Source organism: Streptomyces smyrnaeus (assembly GCF_017676345.1).
In the GTDB taxonomy this organism is placed as follows: Bacteria; Actinomycetota; Actinomycetes; order Streptomycetales; family Streptomycetaceae; genus Streptomyces; species Streptomyces smyrnaeus.
The window spans coordinates 20,937-42,514 of sequence record NZ_JAFFZM010000007.1 but is presented as its reverse complement, the minus strand read 5'-3'; the positions used below and the strand labels follow the sequence as shown (position 1 = coordinate 42,514).

Annotated in this window: 18 protein-coding genes and 6 pseudogenes; 13 read left to right on the top strand and 11 right to left on the bottom strand. The window is 68.2% G+C overall.

Annotation, left to right across the window (positions count from 1 at the left end; all coding sequences use genetic code 11):
* Positions 1-13 precede the first annotated feature (13 nt).
* From JW613_RS13275 to JW613_RS13265, 3 genes are all read right to left on the bottom strand, one after another.
* On the bottom strand, positions 14-808 hold the full coding sequence (locus JW613_RS13275) for a class I SAM-dependent methyltransferase (RefSeq protein WP_209211008.1): 795 nt from the start codon (positions 806-808) through the stop codon (positions 14-16).
* Positions 809-2,119: 1,311 nt separating this feature from the next.
* Positions 2,120-2,641 carry a hypothetical protein gene (locus JW613_RS13270; RefSeq protein WP_245225567.1) on the bottom strand — a complete coding sequence of 174 codons (522 nt, stop codon included), beginning with the start codon at positions 2,639-2,641 and terminating at the stop codon, positions 2,120-2,122.
* 381 nt (positions 2,642-3,022) lie between these two features.
* Positions 3,023-3,601: a TetR/AcrR family transcriptional regulator gene (locus JW613_RS13265; protein ID WP_209211006.1), complete on the bottom strand. Its 579-nt coding sequence runs from the start codon at positions 3,599-3,601 to the stop codon at positions 3,023-3,025.
* An 89-nt stretch (positions 3,602-3,690) separates the two neighbouring features.
* On the opposite strand from JW613_RS13265, the gene JW613_RS13260 reads away from it, so the two are divergent.
* Positions 3,691-4,572 (top strand): SDR family oxidoreductase, encoded by an 882-nt coding sequence (locus tag JW613_RS13260; RefSeq protein ID WP_209211005.1) that lies wholly within the window; start codon positions 3,691-3,693, stop codon positions 4,570-4,572.
* 58 nt (positions 4,573-4,630) lie between these two features.
* Here JW613_RS13260 and JW613_RS36780 read toward each other — a convergent pair.
* Positions 4,631-7,138, bottom strand: a pseudogene (locus tag JW613_RS36780) (Tn3 family transposase); the annotation flags it as partial.
* 382 nt (positions 7,139-7,520) lie between these two features.
* On the opposite strand from JW613_RS36780, the gene JW613_RS13240 reads away from it, so the two are divergent.
* Positions 7,521-8,459: a hypothetical protein gene (locus JW613_RS13240; RefSeq protein WP_209211001.1), complete on the top strand. Its 939-nt coding sequence runs from the start codon at positions 7,521-7,523 to the stop codon at positions 8,457-8,459.
* Here the strand turns inward: JW613_RS13240 and JW613_RS13235 are convergent.
* Positions 8,366-8,755: a hypothetical protein gene (locus JW613_RS13235; RefSeq protein ID WP_209211000.1), complete on the bottom strand. Its 390-nt coding sequence runs from the start codon at positions 8,753-8,755 to the stop codon at positions 8,366-8,368. The two genes, JW613_RS13240 and JW613_RS13235, sit on opposite strands and share 94 nt — an antisense overlap.
* Between JW613_RS13235 and JW613_RS13230 the strand changes: the two genes are divergently transcribed.
* The 3 genes from JW613_RS13230 (at position 8,721) to JW613_RS13220 (ending at position 9,659) form a co-directional block, all read left to right on the top strand.
* Positions 8,721-8,996 (top strand): hypothetical protein, encoded by a 276-nt coding sequence (locus tag JW613_RS13230; RefSeq protein ID WP_209210999.1) that lies wholly within the window; start codon positions 8,721-8,723, stop codon positions 8,994-8,996. The genes JW613_RS13235 and JW613_RS13230 overlap by 35 nt on opposite strands.
* 97 nt (positions 8,997-9,093) lie before the next feature.
* Complete coding sequence (locus JW613_RS13225) at positions 9,094-9,330, top strand: hypothetical protein (RefSeq protein ID WP_209210998.1); 237 nt, start codon at positions 9,094-9,096, stop codon at positions 9,328-9,330.
* Positions 9,331-9,335: 5 nt separating this feature from the next.
* Entirely contained in the window at positions 9,336-9,659 is a 324-nt protein-coding gene (locus JW613_RS13220) for a hypothetical protein (RefSeq protein ID WP_209210997.1), read from the top strand.
* An 8-nt stretch (positions 9,660-9,667) separates the two neighbouring features.
* Here the strand turns inward: JW613_RS13220 and JW613_RS13215 are convergent, their stop codons facing one another.
* Positions 9,668-10,579 carry a MerR family transcriptional regulator gene (locus JW613_RS13215; RefSeq protein ID WP_209211225.1) on the bottom strand — a complete coding sequence of 304 codons (912 nt, stop codon included), beginning with the start codon at positions 10,577-10,579 and terminating at the stop codon, positions 9,668-9,670.
* A gap of 183 nt (positions 10,580-10,762) precedes the next feature.
* Positions 10,763-11,627, bottom strand: a pseudogene (locus JW613_RS13210) (IS5 family transposase); the annotation flags it as partial.
* A gap of 264 nt (positions 11,628-11,891) precedes the next feature.
* Here JW613_RS13210 and JW613_RS13205 point away from each other — a divergent pair.
* Positions 11,892-12,341 carry a hypothetical protein gene (locus tag JW613_RS13205; protein ID WP_209210996.1) on the top strand — a complete coding sequence of 150 codons (450 nt, stop codon included), beginning with the start codon at positions 11,892-11,894 and terminating at the stop codon, positions 12,339-12,341.
* Between the two features lie 284 nt (positions 12,342-12,625).
* On the opposite strand, the gene JW613_RS13200 is transcribed toward JW613_RS13205, so the two are convergent.
* Together JW613_RS13200 and JW613_RS36775 are read right to left on the bottom strand one after the other, a co-directional pair.
* Positions 12,626-13,039, bottom strand: a complete 414-nt coding sequence (locus tag JW613_RS13200) for a hypothetical protein (protein ID WP_209210995.1) — start codon at positions 13,037-13,039, stop codon at positions 12,626-12,628.
* Between the two features lie 163 nt (positions 13,040-13,202).
* A pseudogene (locus tag JW613_RS36775) lies at positions 13,203-13,310 on the bottom strand (helix-turn-helix domain-containing protein); the annotation flags it as partial.
* A 319-nt stretch (positions 13,311-13,629) separates the two neighbouring features.
* On the opposite strand from JW613_RS36775, the gene JW613_RS13190 reads away from it, so the two are divergent.
* The 6 genes and pseudogenes from JW613_RS13190 to JW613_RS13165 all read left to right on the top strand — a co-directional run bounded on the left by JW613_RS13190 (position 13,630) and on the right by JW613_RS13165 (position 18,399).
* Positions 13,630-14,136 (top strand): cupin domain-containing protein, encoded by a 507-nt coding sequence (locus JW613_RS13190; RefSeq protein ID WP_209210994.1) that lies wholly within the window; start codon positions 13,630-13,632, stop codon positions 14,134-14,136.
* A 62-nt stretch (positions 14,137-14,198) separates the two neighbouring features.
* Positions 14,199-14,821: pseudogene (wrbA, locus tag JW613_RS13185) on the top strand (NAD(P)H:quinone oxidoreductase).
* Between the two features lie 171 nt (positions 14,822-14,992).
* A pseudogene (locus tag JW613_RS13180) lies at positions 14,993-15,490 on the top strand (NAD(P)-binding domain-containing protein); the annotation flags it as partial.
* Positions 15,491-15,567: 77 nt separating this feature from the next.
* Positions 15,568-15,909 carry an imine reductase family protein gene (locus JW613_RS36770; protein WP_372447943.1) on the top strand — a complete coding sequence of 114 codons (342 nt, stop codon included), beginning with the start codon at positions 15,568-15,570 and terminating at the stop codon, positions 15,907-15,909.
* A gap of 57 nt (positions 15,910-15,966) precedes the next feature.
* On the top strand, positions 15,967-17,448 hold the full coding sequence (locus tag JW613_RS13170; RefSeq protein ID WP_209210991.1) for an MFS transporter: 1,482 nt from the start codon (positions 15,967-15,969) through the stop codon (positions 17,446-17,448).
* A 96-nt stretch (positions 17,449-17,544) separates the two neighbouring features.
* Positions 17,545-18,399: a helix-turn-helix domain-containing protein gene (locus JW613_RS13165; protein WP_209210990.1), complete on the top strand. Its 855-nt coding sequence runs from the start codon at positions 17,545-17,547 to the stop codon at positions 18,397-18,399.
* Positions 18,400-18,421: 22 nt separating this feature from the next.
* On the opposite strand, the gene JW613_RS13160 is transcribed toward JW613_RS13165, so the two are convergent.
* A protein-coding gene (locus JW613_RS13160) for an IS5 family transposase (RefSeq protein WP_372447940.1) occupies positions 18,422-19,302 on the bottom strand; the annotation gives its coding sequence in 2 pieces (ribosomal slippage) (positions 18,422-18,924 and positions 18,924-19,302; 882 coding nt in all).
* 391 nt (positions 19,303-19,693) lie between these two features.
* On the opposite strand from JW613_RS13160, the pseudogene JW613_RS13155 reads away from it, so the two are divergent.
* Positions 19,694-20,613 (top strand): annotated as a pseudogene (locus JW613_RS13155) (IS701 family transposase); the annotation flags it as partial.
* 82 nt (positions 20,614-20,695) lie between these two features.
* Here JW613_RS13155 and JW613_RS13150 read toward each other — a convergent pair.
* The gene (locus JW613_RS13150) at positions 20,696-21,091 is read right to left on the bottom strand and encodes a VOC family protein (protein ID WP_209210989.1); all 396 of its coding nucleotides are present in this window, start codon (positions 21,089-21,091) and stop codon (positions 20,696-20,698) included.
* Positions 21,092-21,578 lie beyond the last annotated feature (487 nt).

The following is a 21,578-nucleotide window of genomic DNA, read 5'->3' as shown; positions in this document are numbered from 1 at the left end:
GGGATGGGGCACCTCAGGCCGCGGCTCGCTTTCCGGCTGCGCTCAGCAAGGGATAGGAGGTGACCGCGAAGGCGGGGTTCTGCAGCAGGTCCCAGAAGGCGCAGAGCTCCTGCTCGCTCAGGCCGCCGGCGAGCAGTTCGTCCCTCAGCTGCTCGGTGTTGGCCCGGTGCAGGTCGATACCGGCGCTCTGACCGGACCACGCCTGCGCAAAGACGGTGGTGCTCATCTGTTCCAGCCCGGCGTCCGCCATCGCCTGGACGACCTTGCGTCCCCACAGCGGATCGCCTCCGGCCGACTCCATGAGGCGCATGAGTCCGGCGTGCACCCGCGTGAACAGGTCCGTCGCGGCGGAGCTGGGAGCGGTCAGTACCGGAATCCACCCGCAGTCGAACTCCTCCAGAACGAGCCAGCCTCCCGGGCGCAGTGCCTGCACAAGACGGGGGAGTACCTGGCGACGCTCGGGCACATGCACCAGCACCAGACGGGCATGAATGAGATCGAACTCGCGTTCCGGGAGAGAGTCGTGGGCGATGTCGTGCTGCAGCAGCTGCACATTCTCCGGCTGTTCACGAGAGTCCATCCACTGCGGTTCGACGTCGGTGACGCTCACCTGTCCGGTCGGGCCCACCGTCTCGGCCAGCCAGCGCCCGAGAGAACCTCCCCCACCACCGATCTCCAGGCACGTCCAGCCGGCGCCAACTCCCGTTCTGGCCAGGGCAGCGCGGGAGGCAGGATCATAAGTCGCCTCAAGGGCGTTGAAGCGGCTGCCGGTCTCCTCCGCACTGTTGTCGAACACGTAGTGGGACACGGCGCACCTCCTGCCTTCCGCGGTCCGGGTCATGCGGCCGTTGCCTCCTCCACCGCAGCGCACGGCCTCCCGGGGGCACCACCCTTGGAGGACGAGAGAAGCGTGAACATGTTGAACGGTTGCGCACTTGTGAACGCTCTGGCGGCCTGCGAACAGGCAGGCAAGGCCCTGCGGAGCTGAGCGCGGCAGTCCCGGCAGCCGTGGACGGTTCACTTGGGCGGCTTCGGGTTACGAGTGTCGGCCTTCGGTGGTGTTGAGGCCGGCCATGAGCTGCGGGTTTGCGCGGCGAGCGGCGTGGTTCGGTGATGAGCTGATCGAGGTGGCTCACGCGCGTGTGGAAAACGTGGTGATCGGGGGGCCGCCGAGGTCGGCTCGTTGCCGAACCTGTTCGCCGACACCTCGGCCCGCGACATCTACACGGCCGAGTCGGCCCTGTGGCACCTGGACCGTTTCGAACCCGGGGCCCGCATCGTGCTGGCCGTTCACAACGTTCGACGGATAGCGGTCTGCACGCCGAAGGGCTCCGGGGCGAGATGGACACCGGCGTCGATCAACGCCTCGTGCCGCCGCGGGTTCGGCATGATCATGAAGGTTTACCGGGCCGTGAGATTCCAGTCGGGATCAATCCGTTGCCGGCCGAGGCGATGTGGCGGGCGGCCGACCTGGCGCGCGCCTACCTCACCAAAACCGCGCCCGGGTTGCGGCATGCCCCACCGATGTGGACCCCGACCGGCTGGAGCCCCCTGGCCTGGCTGGCCCTGGACCATGACGCGCTCTTCGACGACCTGGGGGAGCCGTCCATGGCGGTGCGCCACCTCGACGCGGTGGCGGCCCTGGCCCGCCCGCTACCGGCTGAAGGCTTACTACGGCACGTACGCCAGAGAGCGGCCGGCGTTCGAGCGGGAATCCCACCTCGGCACCGGACCCGCCTCCCGGAAGGGGGTCGGCCGGCGAATTGTCCCGGGGCGGATACTGGTGCATTGTCTCCTGCCCGGGCGAGGGCGGACCGGCCTTCTTCACCATCATCCGCCGAGTCCCGGAGTCGGAGCTTTCCGACAGGCTCTCCCGCGCCGAGACCGTCTATCAGCGGTCCGCGCTCAAAGCTTTCGCGAAACGTTCCGCGGCGCACCGCGGCTGCACGCTGAAGGAGACGAAGGGCTGAGTCGCGCGACGATTGCGCGAGCGGCGGAGAGGCGTGGAGCCGCCTTGGCTCCGTACCCGCCCAACGGCAGGCAGCTGAACTGTTGCCCGGTGTGTACGTCAGCTGCCTGTCATCGAGATCAGCCGGACACTGATGGAACAGTGGGGCGCTCAGCAGCCTGGCCTGTGCCGGATGCATCCCGGCTGGGGCGGCTGGGTGGCACCGGTCTCGATGCGGTTCTCATCGAGGCCGTTGGCGATCCGCAGACAGCCCTCAGCGAAGGCGAACTCCAACGTCACCGTTCCGGCAGCTGGGCCACGGCCCGGTGGCCGCCACTCGAGGAGTGCGACCTCGCACAGGTCCTGGCCGATGAACGGCTCAAGGCGTTCATCGCTGGAAGACCACTGCGGCGTGAACTCGAACCACTCCCACCCGGCGACAGCCGCGCGGGTGTCGATCGTGTCCCAGCCGATCGAGAGTTCATCGAACTTCGTATGACAGACCGCTACCTGGACGCCGTTGAAATCCAGCACCACCGGGCAATCAGCGAACCATTCTCCGTCCTCGGCAAAGCGCACCACGGCGAACCCCGTCAGCTGCCTGCCAGTGAGCGCCGCCAGGCGCGATCCGTGCGCCCGCTGAATCGCCCCGATCCCCGTCAGGAAGGACGGTTTGAAACTCGAGATCCCCATGTCCACAGCACCTGAGTCTCCCGGCCTTCACCCCGACAGGCCAGCGCATTCCATCATCGGATCGTTCAGCCGCTGCTGCTCGTGCCTGCACGGTTGCCAGGTCCGACTCGACTCGCAGAGGCGAGAGTCGACCGGCCGCCTCCGGGGGCCACCCCCGCATGCGCGGGGAGCACTGCAGGGAGCCTCCGCCAACTTGAAATCACAGGTCAAAGGGCTGGTGTGACCGGCTCTCGGGGTGCTCACGCGGGTCCTGGGTGACTGTCTGCGCAGTAGGTCACCTGTCAGCGATCGGCCTGGAGGTCTGCCAGGAAGGGCGGGGCGTCTCGGAGGCAGTCGACGGGGGCCACAGTGCCCGTGGCGCCGACAGCCGAGCGGCATGGATCAGCCCAGCGATGCAGTTGCCGCGCGCAGGTCTTCCAGGGCCGCCAGTGCGTGTGGCGCGAGCCCTTCTGTGTCGTCACGATCACTTTCGGACCACTGGGCGTATCCCCGTTTGAACGCGAGGACTCCCAGCTCGGCCGCGAGGTGCGCGGTCGGGTCGGGGACGCCGCGGGCGATGAGCGCGGCTGTCATGGCGGCTGCGAGACCGACGCTCTTGAGGGCGTCGCGCTCCTGAAGTTCGGTGCTGGCTGCCACGGCTGCTTTGAGGCGGGGGCCGAGTTCGCGGTTCGTCGCCCCCATGGCGCTCGATGCACGTTCGAGACCGGCTGCTACCGCCTGGAGCGGGCTGGCGCTCGCAGGCGCCTCTGCGATGCCGTCGGCGAGCAGCCTGCTGAGCGTCTCCTGGCCGGCGACCAGTATCTCGCGTTTGTCGGAGAAGTGCCGGAAGAAGGTGCTCTTGGTGACGCCGGCGCGCTCGGCGATCTGCGTCACGGTGGTGGCGTCGTACCCCTGCTCGGTGAACAGGTCGACGGCCGCGACGACGAGTCGCTGCTGCGCTCCTGGTTGCCATCTAGCCATGAGGTCAGGATAGGTGATGGGACACCTGTCCCGTCACCGGTGTATGGTCAGTGACGGGACAATAGTCCCATCACTTTCAGGGAGAGCTCATGCATGTCTTCGTCACCGGCGGTACCGGTACCATCGGCTCCGCCGTCGTCGCCGAACTGCTCGGCAACGGCCACACCGTTCTCGCACTGGCTCGCTCGGACGGCTCCGCGCAGACCCTCGAGAACGCTGGTGCCAAGGTGCTGCGAGGAGAGATCGCGGACCTCGACGTCCTGCGGTCAGGCGCAGCGCAGTGCGACGGCGTGATCAGTCTGGCGTTCGGACGCGACTACAGCAGTCCGGACGCACTCACGCAGGCCATCGCCGAGGAGAGCGCCGCTCTCACCGTGCTGGGGCAGGAACTCATCGGAAGCGACCGCCCGATCGTCACGGTCTCCGGCACGCCCTGGGTGCCGGGGCGGGCCTCCACCGAGGCCGATCCGCTGCCGACCGACGGACCGGTGGGCGGTCGGGGCCGTTCGGTCAACGCGCTGCTGGACCTCGCCTCGCGCGGTGTGCGCAGCACGGCTGTCCGTATGCCGCGCACGGTCCACAACGAGGGCAAGGGGGGATTCGCCGGCCTGCTGGCCGACACGGCGCGCCGCACCGGGGTGGCCGGCTATCCGGGCGACGGCACCCAGCGCTGGCCGGCTGTGCACGCGCTCGACGCAGCGGTCTTGTTCCGCCTGGCCCTTGAGTCCGCGCCGGCGGGGACGGCCTGGCATGCCGTCGCCGACGAGGGTGACGCGGTGCGTGACATCGCTACGGTCGTCGGCCGCCGGCTGGGTCTGCCGGTCGAGGCGGTGTCGGAGGAGACCTTCGGCCCGTTCGGCCCGATCTTCGCCATGGACCAGTCGGCGTCCAGCACCCACACCCGCAACGCCCTCAGGTGGCAGCCGACGCACCCCAGCCTCCTTGAGGACCTGGAGAACATTCAGCCCTGACAGCCCTGACGGGTTTCGACAGAGCTTGAGGAATACCGGCCGTCAGTCCGCGTCGTCTTTCGACGGCGTCCAAGTCCCGCAAGGGGCGCAGGCCCTGGCCGGGGCCGCTGGCCTTGATTTGAACAGGAAGCGGCCCAAATGGTTGATGTGCCGGTCCTTGAGCGGGGAGAGTCGGGCGACGTCCTTCTTGACGTCGTGGCCCTCGGCGCGGAGCTGGGTGACGGCGGCGTCGAGGTATCGGGTGTTCCACAGGACCACGGCGTTGAGGACCAGTCCGAGGGCGGCGAGCTGGTCCTCCTGGCCATCGCGGTACGCCTGGCGGATCTGCCCCGGCCGCCATGGCAGATCGCGCGGGTCGGACGGTGGCGGGACTCCTGCGCGGTCAGCTGCCGGTTCATCAGCCGGCGGTAGGTGTCGTCGACCGGGTCGACCAGCGCGAGCAGGTGCATGGTCTTGTCGATCCGCCCGTACTCGGCGAAGGCGGCGCCGAGCGGTGCCGGGTGGCCCTCGCGGCCGAACAGCCGGAGCAGGTCGCAGGCCCGGACCTGGTTGGTGATGAGCGACCCGGCGACGCGAAGCATGTTCGGCCGCGACCATCTCCGGCTTCACCCCGCCGTCGAGGTTCAGCAGCGTGTCCAGCGTTTAGAGGCTGTCGCGCGGTGTGCCGCCTACGACCATCGCGCCGATCCCCGCGACCTGGTCATTGACTGCATTCAGCCAGGTCACGCCGCGTTTGTATCCGTAGTACTTGGGTGAGGGGCCGGTGTTGATGCTCTTGACGGGAACGACGAAGCGCAGGCCGTCGGCGGACGCGAGCAGCCCGCCGCCCCACATCTGGGCCGGCTCGATGCGGGACTGGGCAGTGATGAGCGCGGCGTTCGCCCCAGTGATGGTGTCGGCGCGCAGGTAGTTCCGGTCAACGTGGGACAGCCGCGCGCGGGTCAGCGCCTTGTTCTCCGGGTCGATGACCGGGGCCAGGCCGATGTTGCAGCTCTCCGCCACCAGCAGCGCGACCAGGGAGACGAGCAGGCCCTCCATGCGGGTGCGCCGTTCGGAGACATGACCGAAGGCGTCGAGGAAGCCAGTCCAGGAGTGGACCTCGAACAGCAGGTCCGGCAGGTCGATCCTCGGGAGCGTCGCCTGCGTGGTGGCCTCGAGCCAGGTCAGCGACTCCGGCTCGCCGACCGCGCCGAGCTTGTCCGCCGACAGGCGGGCGCGCGTCCACCGCCCTCGGGGACGACGATCTCCACCTGCGCGTCGGTACCGGCCTCCTCCAGGCGGTCGGCCATCTGCCGCCATGCCGCGTCCAGGCCCCGGGCGAGCTGGGCCAGGTGCTCCCCGGCGTCCTCGGTCAGGGACAGGCCCGCGAGCAAGTCCGCGCACAGCGCCTCCCACTGCGGCCCGTCCAGTCTCGCGCGCGGGTCCGCCCACCGGTTGGACGGGGCGGCGAACACGTCGCGCCGGTTCAGGGCGCCGTGCAGCTGCTCCCGGACGCACACCACGTACGCGGCGCGGTCGACCGCGCCCTGCGGCAGCTTGGTGTTGTAGAACACCGCGCGTTTCCACATCGCCGGGACCAGCTCGGCGTCGACCTCGCGGGGCAGCAGCGGCCGGTGCTTGGCCAGGCGCCGGGAGAGCGCGGGCAGGCGTCGCACCGCCTTGAGGATGCGCCGCCCGGCCGGGGCGCCGCCCAGCCCGTCTGATTAGCCGAGCAGGGACAGGAACGGGCGCACGGTGTTGTAGCGCAGGGCCAGCTTCTCGCGCATCGCGGCTTCGGCCGAGCCGTCGTCCTCGGGCACCAGAGTCTCGACGGTCGCGACCACCCGGCCACCGCCGTACGCGGCACGGCCTCCTCGACCGCCGCCCACAGTGCGGCGACGTCCAGGTTCGCCTCGTGCTCGGCGACCATGTCCAGCTCCTCGATGAGGATCTTCGACGCCTTCGCCAGGATCCGGGCCGCCTTCTCCCTCTGCGGCAGCATCGCCAAACGCTCCCGGTCCGACGCCCGCCAGGCCGGGCTGATCAGCCGGTTCGCCATCAGCACCGCGAACCGATCCAGCGCGTCGTCGACCGCCTGCGCCTCCAGCTGGCGCACCACAGCCGTCAGCAGCGCGGTCCGCCGCGGCTCCGGTGCCCGCTCGATCGTCTGCTCCTTGCTCAGCTGCCCGTACCGGACCAGCGCCGACAGCCGGTTCATCGGCACCCGCGACACATTCACCCGCCCCAGCGCGAACGCGGAGATCTCCTCCACCCGCTCCATCGCCGTGCCCGTCGACTTCACCGGAGGTGCACGCAGCCGCTCCAGCTCCGGGACCCGCCTGCCCTCCGGCACCACCAGCAGCTCCGCCAAGGCCGGCGCGAGCGCCGCACCTGTCCGGACCGTCGCCCTGGCCACCGCCTTGTACAGGCGCCGCTCGGCCGCTGTACGGGCCTCCGGCACCTGCCGGGCCAGCACCGAGACGCCTGGCAGCAGCACCCGGTTCTTCCGCAGCCACATCACCGCGTGGTTGAACAGCGCCACAGGCCCCTCGGCGTGCGTCCACGCCCGCCCGTACAGGAAGCCGCGGCAGCCGGTCGTACTTGGTCATGTCAGGCAGGCGCGGGCGGGAGTCGGCCGGCAGGCGCCGGGCATGCAGCGAGATCACCTTCGCCCCTTGTCCTGCCACCGTCACGGCCTCGCGGCTGAAGGGGTCGTTTTCCTCTGGCTGCCCAGCGGGTTCGGGGACGTCGTGGGCCTGGTCGTCCTGGGCACCTTCCAGGGCTTCGCGGGGCTCGATGGCGACCAGGTCGGTGCTGATGGAGCCTTCGCACAGTTGCAAACCGCTCAATCGAGTGTCCCTTTCCCGGGGCAGGGCACCTAAAATTCCATTCAGTGCGTCATTCGGCGGGACGCTCATTCACTGGGAACGCCACTGAAATCGCGCGCAGAGTGACGGGAGAACCTGCGTATGGCAGTGAAGCGCACAACGCAGCAGGCAGAGAGCTATCGAGAACTCAACCGTCAGCTGGTGAGCCGGTTGCCCCAAGCGGTTACAACGGACTTGACCAGCACTTCCATTACATACCTGCACTGCCTCAAGGTCAGCAGGGTGTTGCGTTCGGAACCGCGACTGCACGCCCTGCTGGACTGTTCACCGGCAGAGTACGGCGCAATCCAACCCATCCTCCAACATCTGCTCGCAATGACATACCGGGGCGATCTCACAATCGAAGAGGGGCAGCGCACATCCTCTGAATTGGAAACTCACTGGCGCCAAGGCGTCGAGTGCGTCCTGAGTTTGCACGGGGTACTCGACCAGGAGACCAGGGGCGCTTTGGATGACCTTGCCCTCTTCTTCGAGAGGGAGAGCCGGGTCATGACTCCCACGGGGCGCCCGTCGCCCGCGGAGGTGGCTGCACTGCTGCGCCTCCGATCCGCCGACCTTCGCATCGTCCTCCGCGTCGCCTGTAAGCTGCTCGGCAGGCCGGTCAGCGAGGACTTCATGCAGCTGGTAGAAGGCATGCAGGTGCTCGCAGAGATCTCGGACGACCTCCGCAGCTACGAGCAGGACGTGCGCGAGGGCTCCTTCAACACCCTGCGGCTGTACGCTCAGCTCTTCCCTGTCTCCCAGGCGGCGTCGGAACTGAACCGCACCCGTGAGCGCTATGTCGAGCAGACGGTCAACTCACTGCAGCAGGCCACCAGGCCGAGCATCATCCGGTTCCAACGATTTCTGACCGCACCCGCCGCTTCCTCCCACTGGAACTACGCCCCTCGGGTATTGCTGGCGCGCCGGGCGCGGAACCTCCTGCGTCAGTCCTGGCTGTGGGAGGACATCCCGCAGCCCATCGAAGAAGAACGCTGGTGGGTCGACGAGCCGTCAACACTCCGGTCACGCCTGCGATGACGGCGGCGGGCGGCAGGCAGTACAGCACCTCGAATCAGCATCCGGGTGCCTTCCACCGGGCCGACTTCGGCCTTGGCCGCGGCCCAGAACGCTTGCGTCTTGGTGCAGCCGCCCTCGGCCCGTTCCTGGGTCAGCGCCGCGGCGCCGGCGAAAGTGCCGGGCTTGAGCAGCAGGTCCACGGGGTAGTGGTCGAGGATGTCGTGGTAGGTGTAGCGGTGGATCAGTCGCGGGTGCCCGGCGACAACGATGCAGCCGTCATTGATGAGCACCTCGTTCGATTTCAGCTTCGCCCGCACTTTCGTGCCGCTGAACCGGGCCCGGCGCCGAGCAGTAGCACTGCATGACCGTGATCGGCCCGTTGCGGTGGACCACCAGCGTCAGATCGATTCCCGTATCGTACCCGTCCTGGGGAAGCGGCCCCAGCAAGAGCCGTTCCTGCTCGAAATCGAAGCCGATCGAGGTCGCACGGCTGTGGATGTGCTGGGCATCCTCGGCCGCGTCGATCGCAGCCAGACGCTCGTTCAGCTCGACGAGTGAGTCCGTCTCCGGCGGGACCAGATGCTTGCGGCTGTCTAGCGTCCTGCGGTGACCGATCCGCCGCGCCGCAGGCGCCCGCTTGACGTTGGTGACCTGGATGAGCTTGACGTCTGGACTCCACTGTCCTCGTACTCCACTGCGCCGCTTCCTGGACCGTGAACTGGGCGCTGGGCCGAAGCCGTTACGCGAGAGCTTCCGCGCCCAGCACGCCACCGACCAGGTTCTCCTGCCGCCGCCCGGAGTCGGCACCGAGGTCGGCACCGTCGGGACGGCGGTCGACCAGCGCCTGCGCCTCGCCTTTACCACCGCATCGCCCTCGATAGCGCCACGCTGATCGGCATGGCTCAGGCCGGCCACTGGCCCGGCCCCGCCGGTCCGGCGATGCGCACCGTCGCACACCAGCCGGCTGCCCGTCTCACCGAGACCGTCCACCGGCGTCAGCTCGACAACCGCTCGATGCCCTGCGACCGCACGCACGAGGAAGAGGAAGATTTCGCCCGGCTCCTGATCGCCGCGGCCTGGTACCAGGTATGCGCCCGCACTCCCATTGGGTTCGCCTTCACACCCCTGGCCGACACCGCCCGCGAAGACCCCGACGCGTTCACCCTCGACCGCCTCCTGTCCCTGCCGGACCCGTACATGGTGGCCGATGTCGCCGCCTAGGGTGTGTTTTAGGTAGCGGGTGAGTCTTGGGCGGAGAGTTCCACGGCCAGTTCCATACAGCGCAGGCGGGCTGGGGAGAAGTCGTAGGGCATCTTGCCGATGGCTTCGAACACGCTCATGGAGTCAGTCTCCCGCCCGCCGGAGCTGAGGTCGGCCTCGTCCTCGCCCTCTTGGGCGGGAGCAGGGTGCAAAGCGTCCCAGGCATCGAAGAGGGCATCGTCGTCCTTTTCCAGACCGGACTTCTCGATGGCGGCGTGCAGGGCGCTTTCGAAGGCGTGCCGTTCGGCGGCCACCTGGGCCACGCGCGGATCATCGACGGCGACGCTGTCATCGAGTGCCTCCTCGGCGTCATCGATGCGGTCGGAGTCCTCCCGCAGAGCGGGGTGCGTGGCCAGGACGACGAAGCGGGTGGCCTGGACGGCCGCGCCGAGCGGGCCGAAGATCCGCTCAGTGACCAGCAGGCTGTCCAGGTCCGCCTGACGCAGGGAGCCCTCGGGCAGGCTCTTGAGGCGTTCGGTGACGAAGTCGGAGAGCAGACCCATCCGGCTGCCTTCGGTGCGCATCCGCTGCACGGCGGTCCGCTGCCGCCGCGCTTCTGCTTCCTGCTCGGCGAGGGTTTCCTCCAACCGCTCCAGGATGCCCGCGATACCGTCTCCGCTGTCCGCACCGGCGGAAGCCGTGCCGGTGGTAAAGGCGTCACGGATGTCGTCCAGGGCGATCCCGGCGTCGGTCATCTTGCGAATCCACAGCAGCCGGATCATGTCTTCGTAGCCGTAGCGGCGGCGGTCATCGCCGCCCCGCTCAGGCTCGGGGAGCAGGCCGATCTCGTGGTAATGACGGATCGCCCGCGGCGTGGTGCCGGCGAAGGCCGCCGCGTCACCGATCTTGACCTGGCGAGGTGGCATGAAGGACGAATGCATGAGCAGGGATCTTTCCTCAAAGGGATCGGGACGTAAGTCCACCGGACCACATGCCGCTACGGAAGGTGCAACCCCATCCGCACCGCCCCGCGCCAATGCCAGGAAATGCGCCCTTCCTCCGTAATGAGCGCAGGGCCGTCCTTTCCTGCTGGGGCATCCGCAAGACGGCAGGCTGAGGGTTCACAGCCACTGATGAATCGCCGCGACCTGAACCGTCGCCTCGAACCGAATCGCAAGTTTGTCGAACCGGGTCGCCACGGCCCGGTGCTGCTTGAGACGGTTGATCCCGCATTCGACCGCGTACCGGGCCTTGTAGTCCTCGCGGTCGAAGAAGGGCGGACGGCCACCGCCACGTCCGCGGCGCCTGCGGTTGCGGACCTGATCGACCGGCTCAGGAATCGTGCACCTGACGCACGACTGCGCAGGTAGGCGCGATTCGCGCGTGAAGAGTGCGCCTTATCGCCTCGCAACCGCAGCGGGCCGCTTCTCGGCCGGCCGACACCAGGCCGGGGCACCCCGATCGCGTTCAGGACCGGCTCGAACTGAGGACTGTCACCGCGCTGCCCGGCGGTGATCAGCAGCGACAACGGCTTCTGTCCCTGCTCACACGCCAGATGAATCTTCGTGGTGAACCCGCCTCGCGACCTGACCAGTCCATGGTCTTCAGGTTCGGCGCTCACTCCGCCCGGCGGGTTCCTTCTGCACAGCACCGCGCCGGCGGGCATCGGCAGCATGCTGGTGTGCCCGGCAGATGGTGGAGTCGACATTGACCTCCCAGAAGATCAGCCCGGCCGCATCAGCCCTCGCCTGCAACAACGTCAGCAGCCGGACCCACACACCCCGACGCTGCCATCCCCGGAACAGTCCATACACCGTCTGCCACGGTCCGTACTCGAACGGCAGGTCCCGCCATGGAACTCCGTTCCGAACCCGCCACCGCACCGTCTACCAGGCGCCGACAGCCAGGCCACCTGCGACTTGTGCCCACCGCAGGCAGCAACGACTCCAGCACCGACCACTGCTCATCAGAAAGATCCCCTCGCCCCACACCTTGATCATCAGCATGCAGGGCGTGCACAGAAAACCGAACCTAGAACACGGCCTAGCTCTACAAGGCCGCATACGGCCCCCGTGACGACTTTCGCGCCCGCATGCAGCCTGCTGACTGCCACAGCGGGCCACGTTCAACGGTGCCGAGATCACCGCCGATGCCGACCTGATCGCTTGAAAGAGCGTTTCATTCCCATTCGTGCGTATGCTCTCAATGCGGGACGCTATTGGACCATGAGAGGGACAGTGGCAAGATGTGCTGATGGGCGTGATCGATAGCGACAGTGAGGCCGTCCAGTACGTACGGTTCCAATCGCCTCACCGGAACAGCCGAGGCCACTTCACCGGCGTTTTCGGGCTCGTCAATAATCTGGCGAGGGAGGGAAAGCTCTCGGACGAGCAGGAGAACTTCCGCCGCTGCAACAACAGTTGGTACGACGCCGCGTACACCGACCCCTCGACCGTTGACCCCCACGTCTACGACGACGAGGTCAACCCTGGCGCGGCGGCATGGTTCAAGCCGTCAGCCACTCAACTCCTCGCTCGGGTCTCCGGTTATCTGGAGATCCTGTCCGCGCACGGCGTCGACTGTCGGGCTCTGCGTTCCGCAGACCCGGGGCGGGTCATCTACGAGGACGACGTACAGATTGTGGTCGTTCCACATGTACTGGACGCGACTGCCGCCCACGAAAGCACCAACACGCAGAAGTGACGCGGCGCGCGGCCAGGTTGTGCGTCATGTGTCGCGCCAGTTTGGGGTGGAGTCCCGGGTGAGTCTGCGGCTTATGAGGTCGATCATGGCGAATCCCACACCTCCCGCCAGACACGTCTGCCCCAAAGGTCCCGTCCCGTACCGGGTCGGCTCGCGAAACGCCACCAATCAACCCTGCCGGGATGAAACGCTCTTTCAGGCCGTGTCTCTATTGGCGGGCGGCTGGCATCACGAAGGAGACGGGAGTCCGGGGTATTGGCTCGCGTGCGGCAGTTGGTGCCCGGCTACTCGTTGCTTGGCTCCATTCGGCGGCGATGGTTCTCAGGCTGTGGTTCGCGCCCGTACCGACGAGCCAACTGCGGTGCGACGAGTCCGAGAACGAGCATCACTCCTGCGGCGGCCGAGGGGGCGACCGCCATGATGACGCCCGCGCTGATGAGCGCGCCGGCGGTCACGCCCAGGGCAGGACGCCAGTCGGCCCGGTAGTGCTTGCTCCGAAGAAGGACTTGGACGCAAGCCCAACCGCCGATAAACGCGACGATGGCCAGGTAGTCGTACGCATGGACGAACGCGCCGCACCGGCTGCCCCCTCCAGCAGGCACTCGCACGCATTCCACGACCAGGAGCCGCGCGATGCCCAAGCCGGTGACTCCTGTCAGCACCGCCAGTAGGACAGCCCGTCCCCAGATGTTCGACATGCGCGGATCATAGAACCCGCCTGCCCGCTCGGATTGGTCGGGCTGTTACGAGCCTGAGAGCAACCCCTCCAAGAACCCCAGGTCAAACGCTCCAAGGCCAGGATCCGCGGATGCACCAGCGAGTCCCCCCACTGCCACCCATGACGATCAGCACCCCCACCCCTCAAACTTCGGTGGCACAAAAATGACGATCATCGACCAGTGGCACTCCGACCCGGCGCTCCAGTGTGTGGATGACCTGGCTGACCCGCCCGGCTGACAGCCCGAGGCGGCGGGCAGTACGTCAGTGCAGTTCCTCGGCCAGTGCTAGGAACGCAATGTCTCCAACTCCTGCCGCTCCATACACCCTCGTCTGTTCCGATCGTCTAGCCGCACGGCACGCTACTTCAGCGAATCGGCGTCGTTCCAGGTCACGGCGTTGGCGCTGCTGGCGAGGTCTTCAGCCGACGAGCGCCGTGCGGGCCAGCAGCGGCTCAGGGTGCTCAGGAGTTGAGTACGCAGCCCTCGGGACTGGCTGGCCACCACAGCCGGCCGGAAGCTGTTCGCAGTCGCCGGCCCGGTCGGCGCAGCGTCTCCCGAAAGGAGTCCCCGTGTCCTATCCCGACCCTCGCTACTGCAGTGAGCACGGCGAGGTCAGCGCCGCCTTCCGGCCCGCGACCACCGCGCCCGACTTCGTCGCCAAGCCGCGTCCCCACGCCCCGGCCAACGCGACCGGCACCGCGTACCACTACTTGTCCACCACCGTCTCGACCGGCGGCGAGTACGGCCTGTACCGCGTGGACATGGGACCGGAGACGAGCGGGCCGAGCACGCACTTCCACAAGGCGATGTCGGAGTCGTTCTTCATCCTGTCCGGCACCATGCGGCTTTTCGACGGTCGGCGCTGGGTGGACGCCACCGCGGGCGACTACCTGTACGTACCCGTGGGCGGGCTGCACGCCTTCCGCAACGAGTCCGGCGAACCCGCCTCCATGCTGATGCTCTTCGCCCCGGGCGCGCCCCGTGAGGAGTACTTCGAGGGCGTCACCGAGCTGGCCGGGCTCAGCGAGGAAGAGCGCGCGGAGTTCTTCGTGCGCCACGACAGCTTCTTCGTCTGAGCCCCTCCTTCCATTCCCCTTCTTCCCTTCCCGCCCTTCACTGCACAAGGAGAGTACTTGTCATGACCAATGTGGCCGTCATCTACTACTCCTCCACCGGCAACGTTCACAGCATGGCAAGGCCGCCGCACAGGCCGCCGAGAAGGCGGGCGCCGAGGAGGTGCGCCTGCGGCGGGCCGCCGAACTGGCCCCCGCTGCGGCCGTCGAGAGCAACCCCGACTGGGCCCGGCACGCTTCCGCCACTGTCGAGGTCCCTGAGGCGAGCGTGGCCGACGTGGAGTGGGCCGACCTCATCCTCTTCGGTACCCCGACCCGCTTCGGGCTGCCCGCTGCGCAGCTCAAGCAGTTCATCGACACCACCGGCGGCCTGTGGGCGGAGGGCAAGCTGGTGAACAAGGTCGTCTCCTCGTTCACCTCCACCTCCGCCTGCCACGGCGGTCAGGAGAGCACGCTGCTGGCGCTCAACAACACCTTCTACCACTGGGGCTCGATCATCGTCCCGCCCGGCTTCGCCGACCCCGTCCAGCTCGACCCGGCCAACGGCAACCCCTACGGCGCCAGCAGCATCTCCGACAACAATCCCGACAACGTGGCCGAGGCCAACCTCGCCGCCGTCGAATTCCAGGCCCGCCGCGCCGTCGAGACCGCCGCCGCCCTGCTCCGCGGCCTGACCACCACAGCCTGACCGGCCAACAGCCCCGCCATCCCCTCTTCGGCCCGCCGACCCCGTGAAGGTCACTTCGACGGGGCCGCACTCGCCGGCATCGGCGCGCCGAGCAAGGGTGCCGAGTTCTTCCGCTGCCCCGCCACGGCAACTTCTACGTCTGTTTCTTCGCCTTGATCCAGGAGGATCCCCATGACCATCGCATCGGACACCACCACCCGCCCGGCCGCTGAAGCGGGCCCGGTCACCGTGCTCGGCCTCGGCGCCATGGGCTCGGCGATCGCCAGGACATTCCTGGACCACGGTCACCCCACCACCGTCTGGAACCGCACCGCCGCCAAGACCGCCCCGCTGGCTGACGCCGGAGCCACGGCGGCCCCGACAGCCGCTGAGGCTGTCGCGGCAAGCCCACTCGTAGTGGTCGCGCTCCTCGACAGCGCGGCGGTCGAGGAGGTGCTGGCCTCCGTCGGCACCGCGGTCAGCGGCCGCACGCTGGTCAACCTCACCAGCGGCTCCCCCTCCCAGGCTCGCGCCAACGAACGCTGGGCCCGCGAACACGGCGCCGCCGGATACCTCGACGGCAAGATCATGGGAGACCCGCCCTACGTGGGCACCCCGGACATCCTCTTCCCGTTCAGCGGCTCCGACACCGCCTTCGCCGCCCACGAGACGACCCTCCGCGAGCTGGGCACCGTCACCTACCACGGCGAGGAACCCGGCGCCGCCGCCGTGGAGTTCATGGCCCAGGTCTCGCCACCTCCTACGAGCTGCTCATCGGCTACCTGCACACCCTGCGGCTGCTCCGCGAAGAAGGCGTCGACCTGGCCGGGTTCACCGAGCGGTTCGGCGCCTCCCTGGCCGTCTTTCCGGCGCTACTGGGCTCGATGGCCCAAGCGGTCGAGACCGGTAGGTACGGGCCGGACCTCGGCTCGCTCGACGTCCAGGCGGCACTGATGGACGACCTGATCGGCCACCGCGAGTCCATGGGCGTGGAAGCCGTCCGGATGCGGGAGGTCAAAAGGCTGATGGACCGCCGCATCGCGGACGGCCACGGCGACCAGGGCTTCTCCAGCCTGTTCGAACTGCTCCCTCCGCAGAGCGCGGCGTGAGGCGGACACCGCCCGCACACGTGAGCGCACCCACCCGACGAAGGAAACGGCACACCCATGCTCTCCCCACAGCCCTCACCTCACCCCGGCGGTCGGCGGCCGGGGTGGAGCCTGGCGCTGCTGGCGCTCGGCCACCTGATCATCAGTCTCGACTTCACCATCATCTACGTGGCGCTGCCCGACATCGCCGCCGACGTCGGCTTCACCGCGCACACCCTGCAGTGGGTGGTCACCGCGTACGCCGTCCTCTACGGCGGCTTCCTACTCCTCGGCGGACGGCTCTGCGATCTTTTTGGGCGCAGACGGATGTTCGTACTCGGTATGGCGCTGTACGGTGTCGCCTCCCTGCTGGGCGGCCTCGCCACCACACCGGGCGTACTGCTCGCCGCCCGCGGCCTGCAGGGCCTGGCCGGAGCGGTCCTGTTCCCAGCGGTGCTGGCCCTGGTCAACACCACCTTCGCCGAGGGCCCCCAACGCAATCGCGCGCTCACCATCTGGGCCATGGCCGGTGCCGGAGGACTCACCGCAGGGTCACTGGCCGGCGGAGTCCTCACCCAGACGCTGGGCTGGCAGGCCGTTTTCTACGTCAACGTCCCACTGGCCTTGGCGGGAGTCGTCGGTGCCTTCGCGCTGCTGTCCGCCGACGGCCGCGTCACCCGGGGCAGCATCGACGTCCCCGGCACGCTGACCGGCACCGGCGGCGTCACCCTGCTCATCTACGCGGTCGCGCACGGCTCCGAGACCGGCTGGACGCAGACCGAGGTGCTGGCCGCCGCCGCGCTCGCGGTCCTCCTGCTGGCCGTCTTCGTCCGCATCCAGGCCCGCGGCCGGAACCCGCTGATGCCACTGCAGCTCTTCCACAACCGGTCGCTCAGCGGTGCCGTCGTCGTCATCCTGGTCTTCGGACTGACGATGAACGCCGTCCCGTACTTCCTGACCCTCTACTACCAGGACGTGCTCGGCTTCAGCGCCTTGGAGACCGGCCTGGCCTTCCTCGCCTCGACCCTGTCCATCACGGCAGGCAGCTTCCTCAGCGAGCGGCTGATCCAGCGCCTGGGCACCCGTGGCACGCTGCTGACCGGCATCGTCGTCAACGCCGCGGGCGCCGGACTCCTCGCCCCCGGCCTGCGCGTCGACGGATCGGCACTGACCACGCTGGCCGGGGTCATCGTCGTCGGCCTGGGCATGGGCGCCACCTACACAGCGATGTGGAACGCCGCCGGTACCGGGGTGGCCGAGCACGAGCAGGGCCTCGCCTCCGGGGTGGCCTCCACCGCACTGCAGGTCGGCACGGCGGCCGGGCTCGCGCTGCTCGTCGCCGTCGCCAACCACGACCTCACGGGCCTGAGCGGAACAGCCCTGCGTGCCGCCTCCGCCGAGGGCATGCGCACCGCCGTCCTCACCCTGGGCGCCGTCATGCTGCTGGCCGTCCCGGTCGCGCTGAAGCTGCCACGGCCTCGGCCCCGGATCACCGCGCGCGACAACCGCCCCCAGCCGGTGCCCGCCCGCGGCCCGGCACAGCTGCACAGCACCGACTGAGCGGGCAGTGTGCGCGGGGCGCGGGGGAGCCCACATGGCACGGGACAACCGTGCTCTCCACCGGCGGGCCACGTCCGGTTGCTAAAGTCCCTGCGCATGGACGTACGGGGCGAGTTGAGCGAGTTTTTGAAATCGCGGCGTGCGCGGCTGCGGCCCGAGGACGTCGGACTGCCCCGGTACCAGGGGCAGCGGCGCGTCCCCGGGCTGCGGCGCGAGGAACTCGCCCTGTACGCCGGCGTCAGCGTCGCCCACTACACGCGGCTCGAACAGGGAAAGACAGACAATGTGTCCCCCACCGTCCTCGACGCCATCGCCGGGGCCTTGCGGCTCGACGAGGACGAGCGGCTCTACCTCCACCGGCTCGCCCACCCACCGCAGACACCAAAACGGCAGAGCCCGGTCCGCCTCCGGCCCGGGCTCCAGCGGTTGCTGGACTCCATGACCCACCATCCGGTGTTCGTCCTCGGCCACCACACGGACATCGTCGCGTGGAACCGCCCCGCCGCCGCCCTGGTCGATCTCGCCTCTTCACCGCCCGAGCAGCGCACCTGGTCGCACCAGGTGTTCTGCAACCAGGAGTTCCGGCAGATGCTCGGTGACGGCTGGCCGGGCTTCTCCCGGGCACACGTGTCGTATCTGCGGGTGCTCCTGGCCCGCAGCCCGGGCGACTCCGCCCTCGCAGCCCACGTCGAAGCGATGCGGGACACCAGCGCCGACTTCCAGCGGCTGTGGGGCGAGCAGAGCGTGGCCCTGTGGAGCAGCCGCGACTACGCCTTCACACACCCGGTCGTGGGCCGCCTCGAACTCAGCGGCGAGACGGTCCTGCTGCCCGGCGACGCCGACCTGAGCGAAATGGAACTCCTGGTCGCCGAACCGGGCTCACCCTCGGAGACCGCGCTCCACCACCTCGTCTCGGTGACCGACCGCAAGGCCAGCGCCGAACTGCACTGACTCCTAGGCGGTTTCGTTTAGATCACCGGGCGGACCAGATGAAGATGCCTGTGATGTGGAGTGCGGCCAGGTAGATGGTCGCGGTCTTCTCGTAGCGGGTGGCGATGCCTCGCCATTGCTTGAGGCGGTTGATACATCGCTCGACGGTATTGCGCTGTTTGTAGACTTCACGGTCGAAGGCGGGTGGTCGGCCGCCATGACTGCCCCGGCGCAAGCGGTGACGCTGCTGGTCCGCCGGGATGGGAATCACGGCCCGGATACCGCGTGTGCGCAGATGCCCGCGGATCGCGCGTGAGGAATACGCCTTGTCGGCCAGGACGACGTCCGGCCTGGTGCGGGGGCGTCCCCGGGGCCGGGGAACGCGCAGGCGGTCCATCACGGCTGTGAAGGCGGGTGCGTCACAGGCCTGACCTGCGGTCAGGACGAATGCCAGCGGCCGGCAGGCGCTGTCGGCGGCGAGGTGGATCTTCGTTGTCAGACCGCCGCGGGAGCGTCCGATGGCGTGGTTGGCTGGCTCGCCTGCCGGAGCCCCTTTTTGCGGGCCCCGGCGGCGTGCTGGTGGGCGCGCACGATCGTGGAGTCCACCGAGACGGCCCATTCCAGGTCTTCATCCGCATCGGCCTGCGCGACCAGCGCGGTGAACACCCGCTCCCAGGTGCCGTCGATGGCCCACATCCGCAGCCGGTTGTAGACGCCCCGCCAGTTGCCGTACTTCTCCGGCAGGTGCACCCACTGGGTTCCGCTGTGGAACTTGAAGGCGATCGCATCGATCATCTCCCGGTGGTCCCTCCAGCGGCCACCCCGCTTCGGCGTCCGGTCCGGGAGCAACGGCTCAATCCGGGCCCACTGCACATCAGTCAACGGCACGCCTGGACCAACGAGCCGCTGATTGAAACGAAACATCCGAGCCGCTTCGTTCGAAACGGACTACTGCCCTGTCGCCCGAGGCCGGTAGTTCGGATTCGCCTGATAGTCGCCAGAGAGCTTCCCGCTTGCATCTACCTTCCAAGCCCCGATGATGGCCTCAGGGGGCACAGCCCCACAGGGATCATCGACCATGCCTCTGTCGATCTCGTACACCCAACCCCCTGGATTGGCCTTCGCCTCGTCAACCAACGCGGGCGAAGGTACCCGCTGCTCAGTGTGGTCCTTGCTGAACATTCCCATGCCTTGCGCCTCCCCTGGCTCCGACGAGCGATGTTACGCACCGCCCGATGATCCAAACGAAACGCCCTAGTACTCCAGTCAGAAATCGTTGCTTGAGCTGGTCGGATTCGTAGTGCTGGCTGGTCATGGTCTACTGGCTCCGGTGGAGCGGAAGAACGGCTGGCAGCTCACCGAGTATGCAGGTCACCGTGGCCCGGCCGACTTCGAGCATCTTTTGAACGGTGCGGCCTGGCTCGCTGACGCGGTCCGGGACGACGTGCAGCAGGACGTCGCCGAGCGGGACTTGGCCCCCCGGGCGGGGTCCTGATCGTGGACGGCACCGGCTTCCTCAAGAAGGGCATCACATCCGCCGGCGTGCAGCGGCAGTACTCCGGCACGGCCGGTCGCACGGAGAACTGCCAGATCGGAGTCTTCGCCGCCTACGCCACGTCAAGGGGCAGAGCGCTGGTGGACCGGGAACTGTATCTGTCCCAGTCCTGGACCGCGGACGAGGACCGGTGCCGAGCGGCGAGAGTTCCTGACAGTCGCGGGTTCGCAACCAAAGGGGAAGCGCCAACGACGTTCCTGCGGAGACGGTGCCAAAGGCCCGCGCCTCTACGACTGGGCCGCCGCACGCCTGCCGGCGATCGGTGCCTTCGACGGCGACCGGCCCACCCATCAGGATGGGTACTGGCCCGCCGCAGCGTGTCCGTCCCCGTCGAGATCGCCTACTACCTTGCCTATGCGCCCAACGGCACGAGGGCCGCTGACCTGGTCCGGGTCGCCGGCTCGCGGTGGGCGATCGAGGAAGCATGCCAGGCCGCAAAGAACAAATGCGGCCTCGACCAGTATGAAGTCCGTCGCTATCCGGGCTGGCACCGGCATATCACCCTGGCCATGCTCGCCTACGCGTTCCTGACCACCATCGCAGTCCGGACCACCGAAAGGGGGCCAGCAGAAACGACCCCACCAGCACCATCCGCTTCACCGTGGCAGAAGCCCGCAGACTCCTGGACGCTCTGCTGCCCCGACCCACACCCCACCACGGACCAGTCACCCGCGCCCTGAACCGGTCCCTCTGGCGCTGACGACACCAAGCCCTCGCCCGCCGCTGCCACTACCGAAGAAGAACCAGCTCAGCACTGGAGTACTAGTTCTGCGGTGCCAGGGTGCGTAGGACGTCGAACTCGTTGCCCTCGGGGTCGGCCATGACCACCCAGTTTCGGTCTGAGCCTTGGCCCACGTCCGTCTTGGTGGCGCCGAGGCCGATCAGTCTGGCCACCTCGTCGTCGGTGCTGCCATCGATCGGGCTGACGTCGAGGTGGAGCCGATTCTTCACGATCTTGCCCTCGGGCACCTGGACGAACAGCAGGGTGGGTGGCATTTGGCGGGCCCGGACATCCTCGACGGTCGGCACCCAGGAGCCGATCTCGACCTTGCTCTCGCTCCGGTCGATCACTTTGAAGTCCAGGACTTCGCACCAGAAGGCCGCGAGCCTCTCCGGATCGTGGCAGTCAACGGCCAACTCGGTGAACCTACTTGTCATGACTCTCCCAGATAGTGCGAACGGGGCTCAGAGTATTGGCTCGTGCCGCCCGTCCGACAGGTCCGGGATCTTCCTGACTACTGGAGAACGCACCGCAGGACAGAAGGATGCTGCGGCTCGCAGGTGACCGATCAGTAGAGCAGTCTCGCGCCCGGCCTGATGTGACATCAGGCTGCGTGAAGCCCCTGGTGGAAACAGGTCTGCCGGAGAACAGGTTTCAGCGGCATCGAGCACGCCGGTGTACGTGGTACGGGTCAACGCGTGCAGCCTCTCGGTGCCGTCAATTGCGGCGACGTGGGATTACTGGGCAACCGGCGGCAGCTCGTCCGTCCTCAACGGTGTGATCAGTGGGGGAGTGGTCCATGTCCTGCGGGTGAGGTGCCGCGAGGTTGGCGTCGGTACGCTCCACACAGGGGGATGGTTTCCGTGTCCAGGCGCAGGAGCGTCAGGGCAGCCTGTCCTTCTTCGGCTCGACGCGGCACTGACG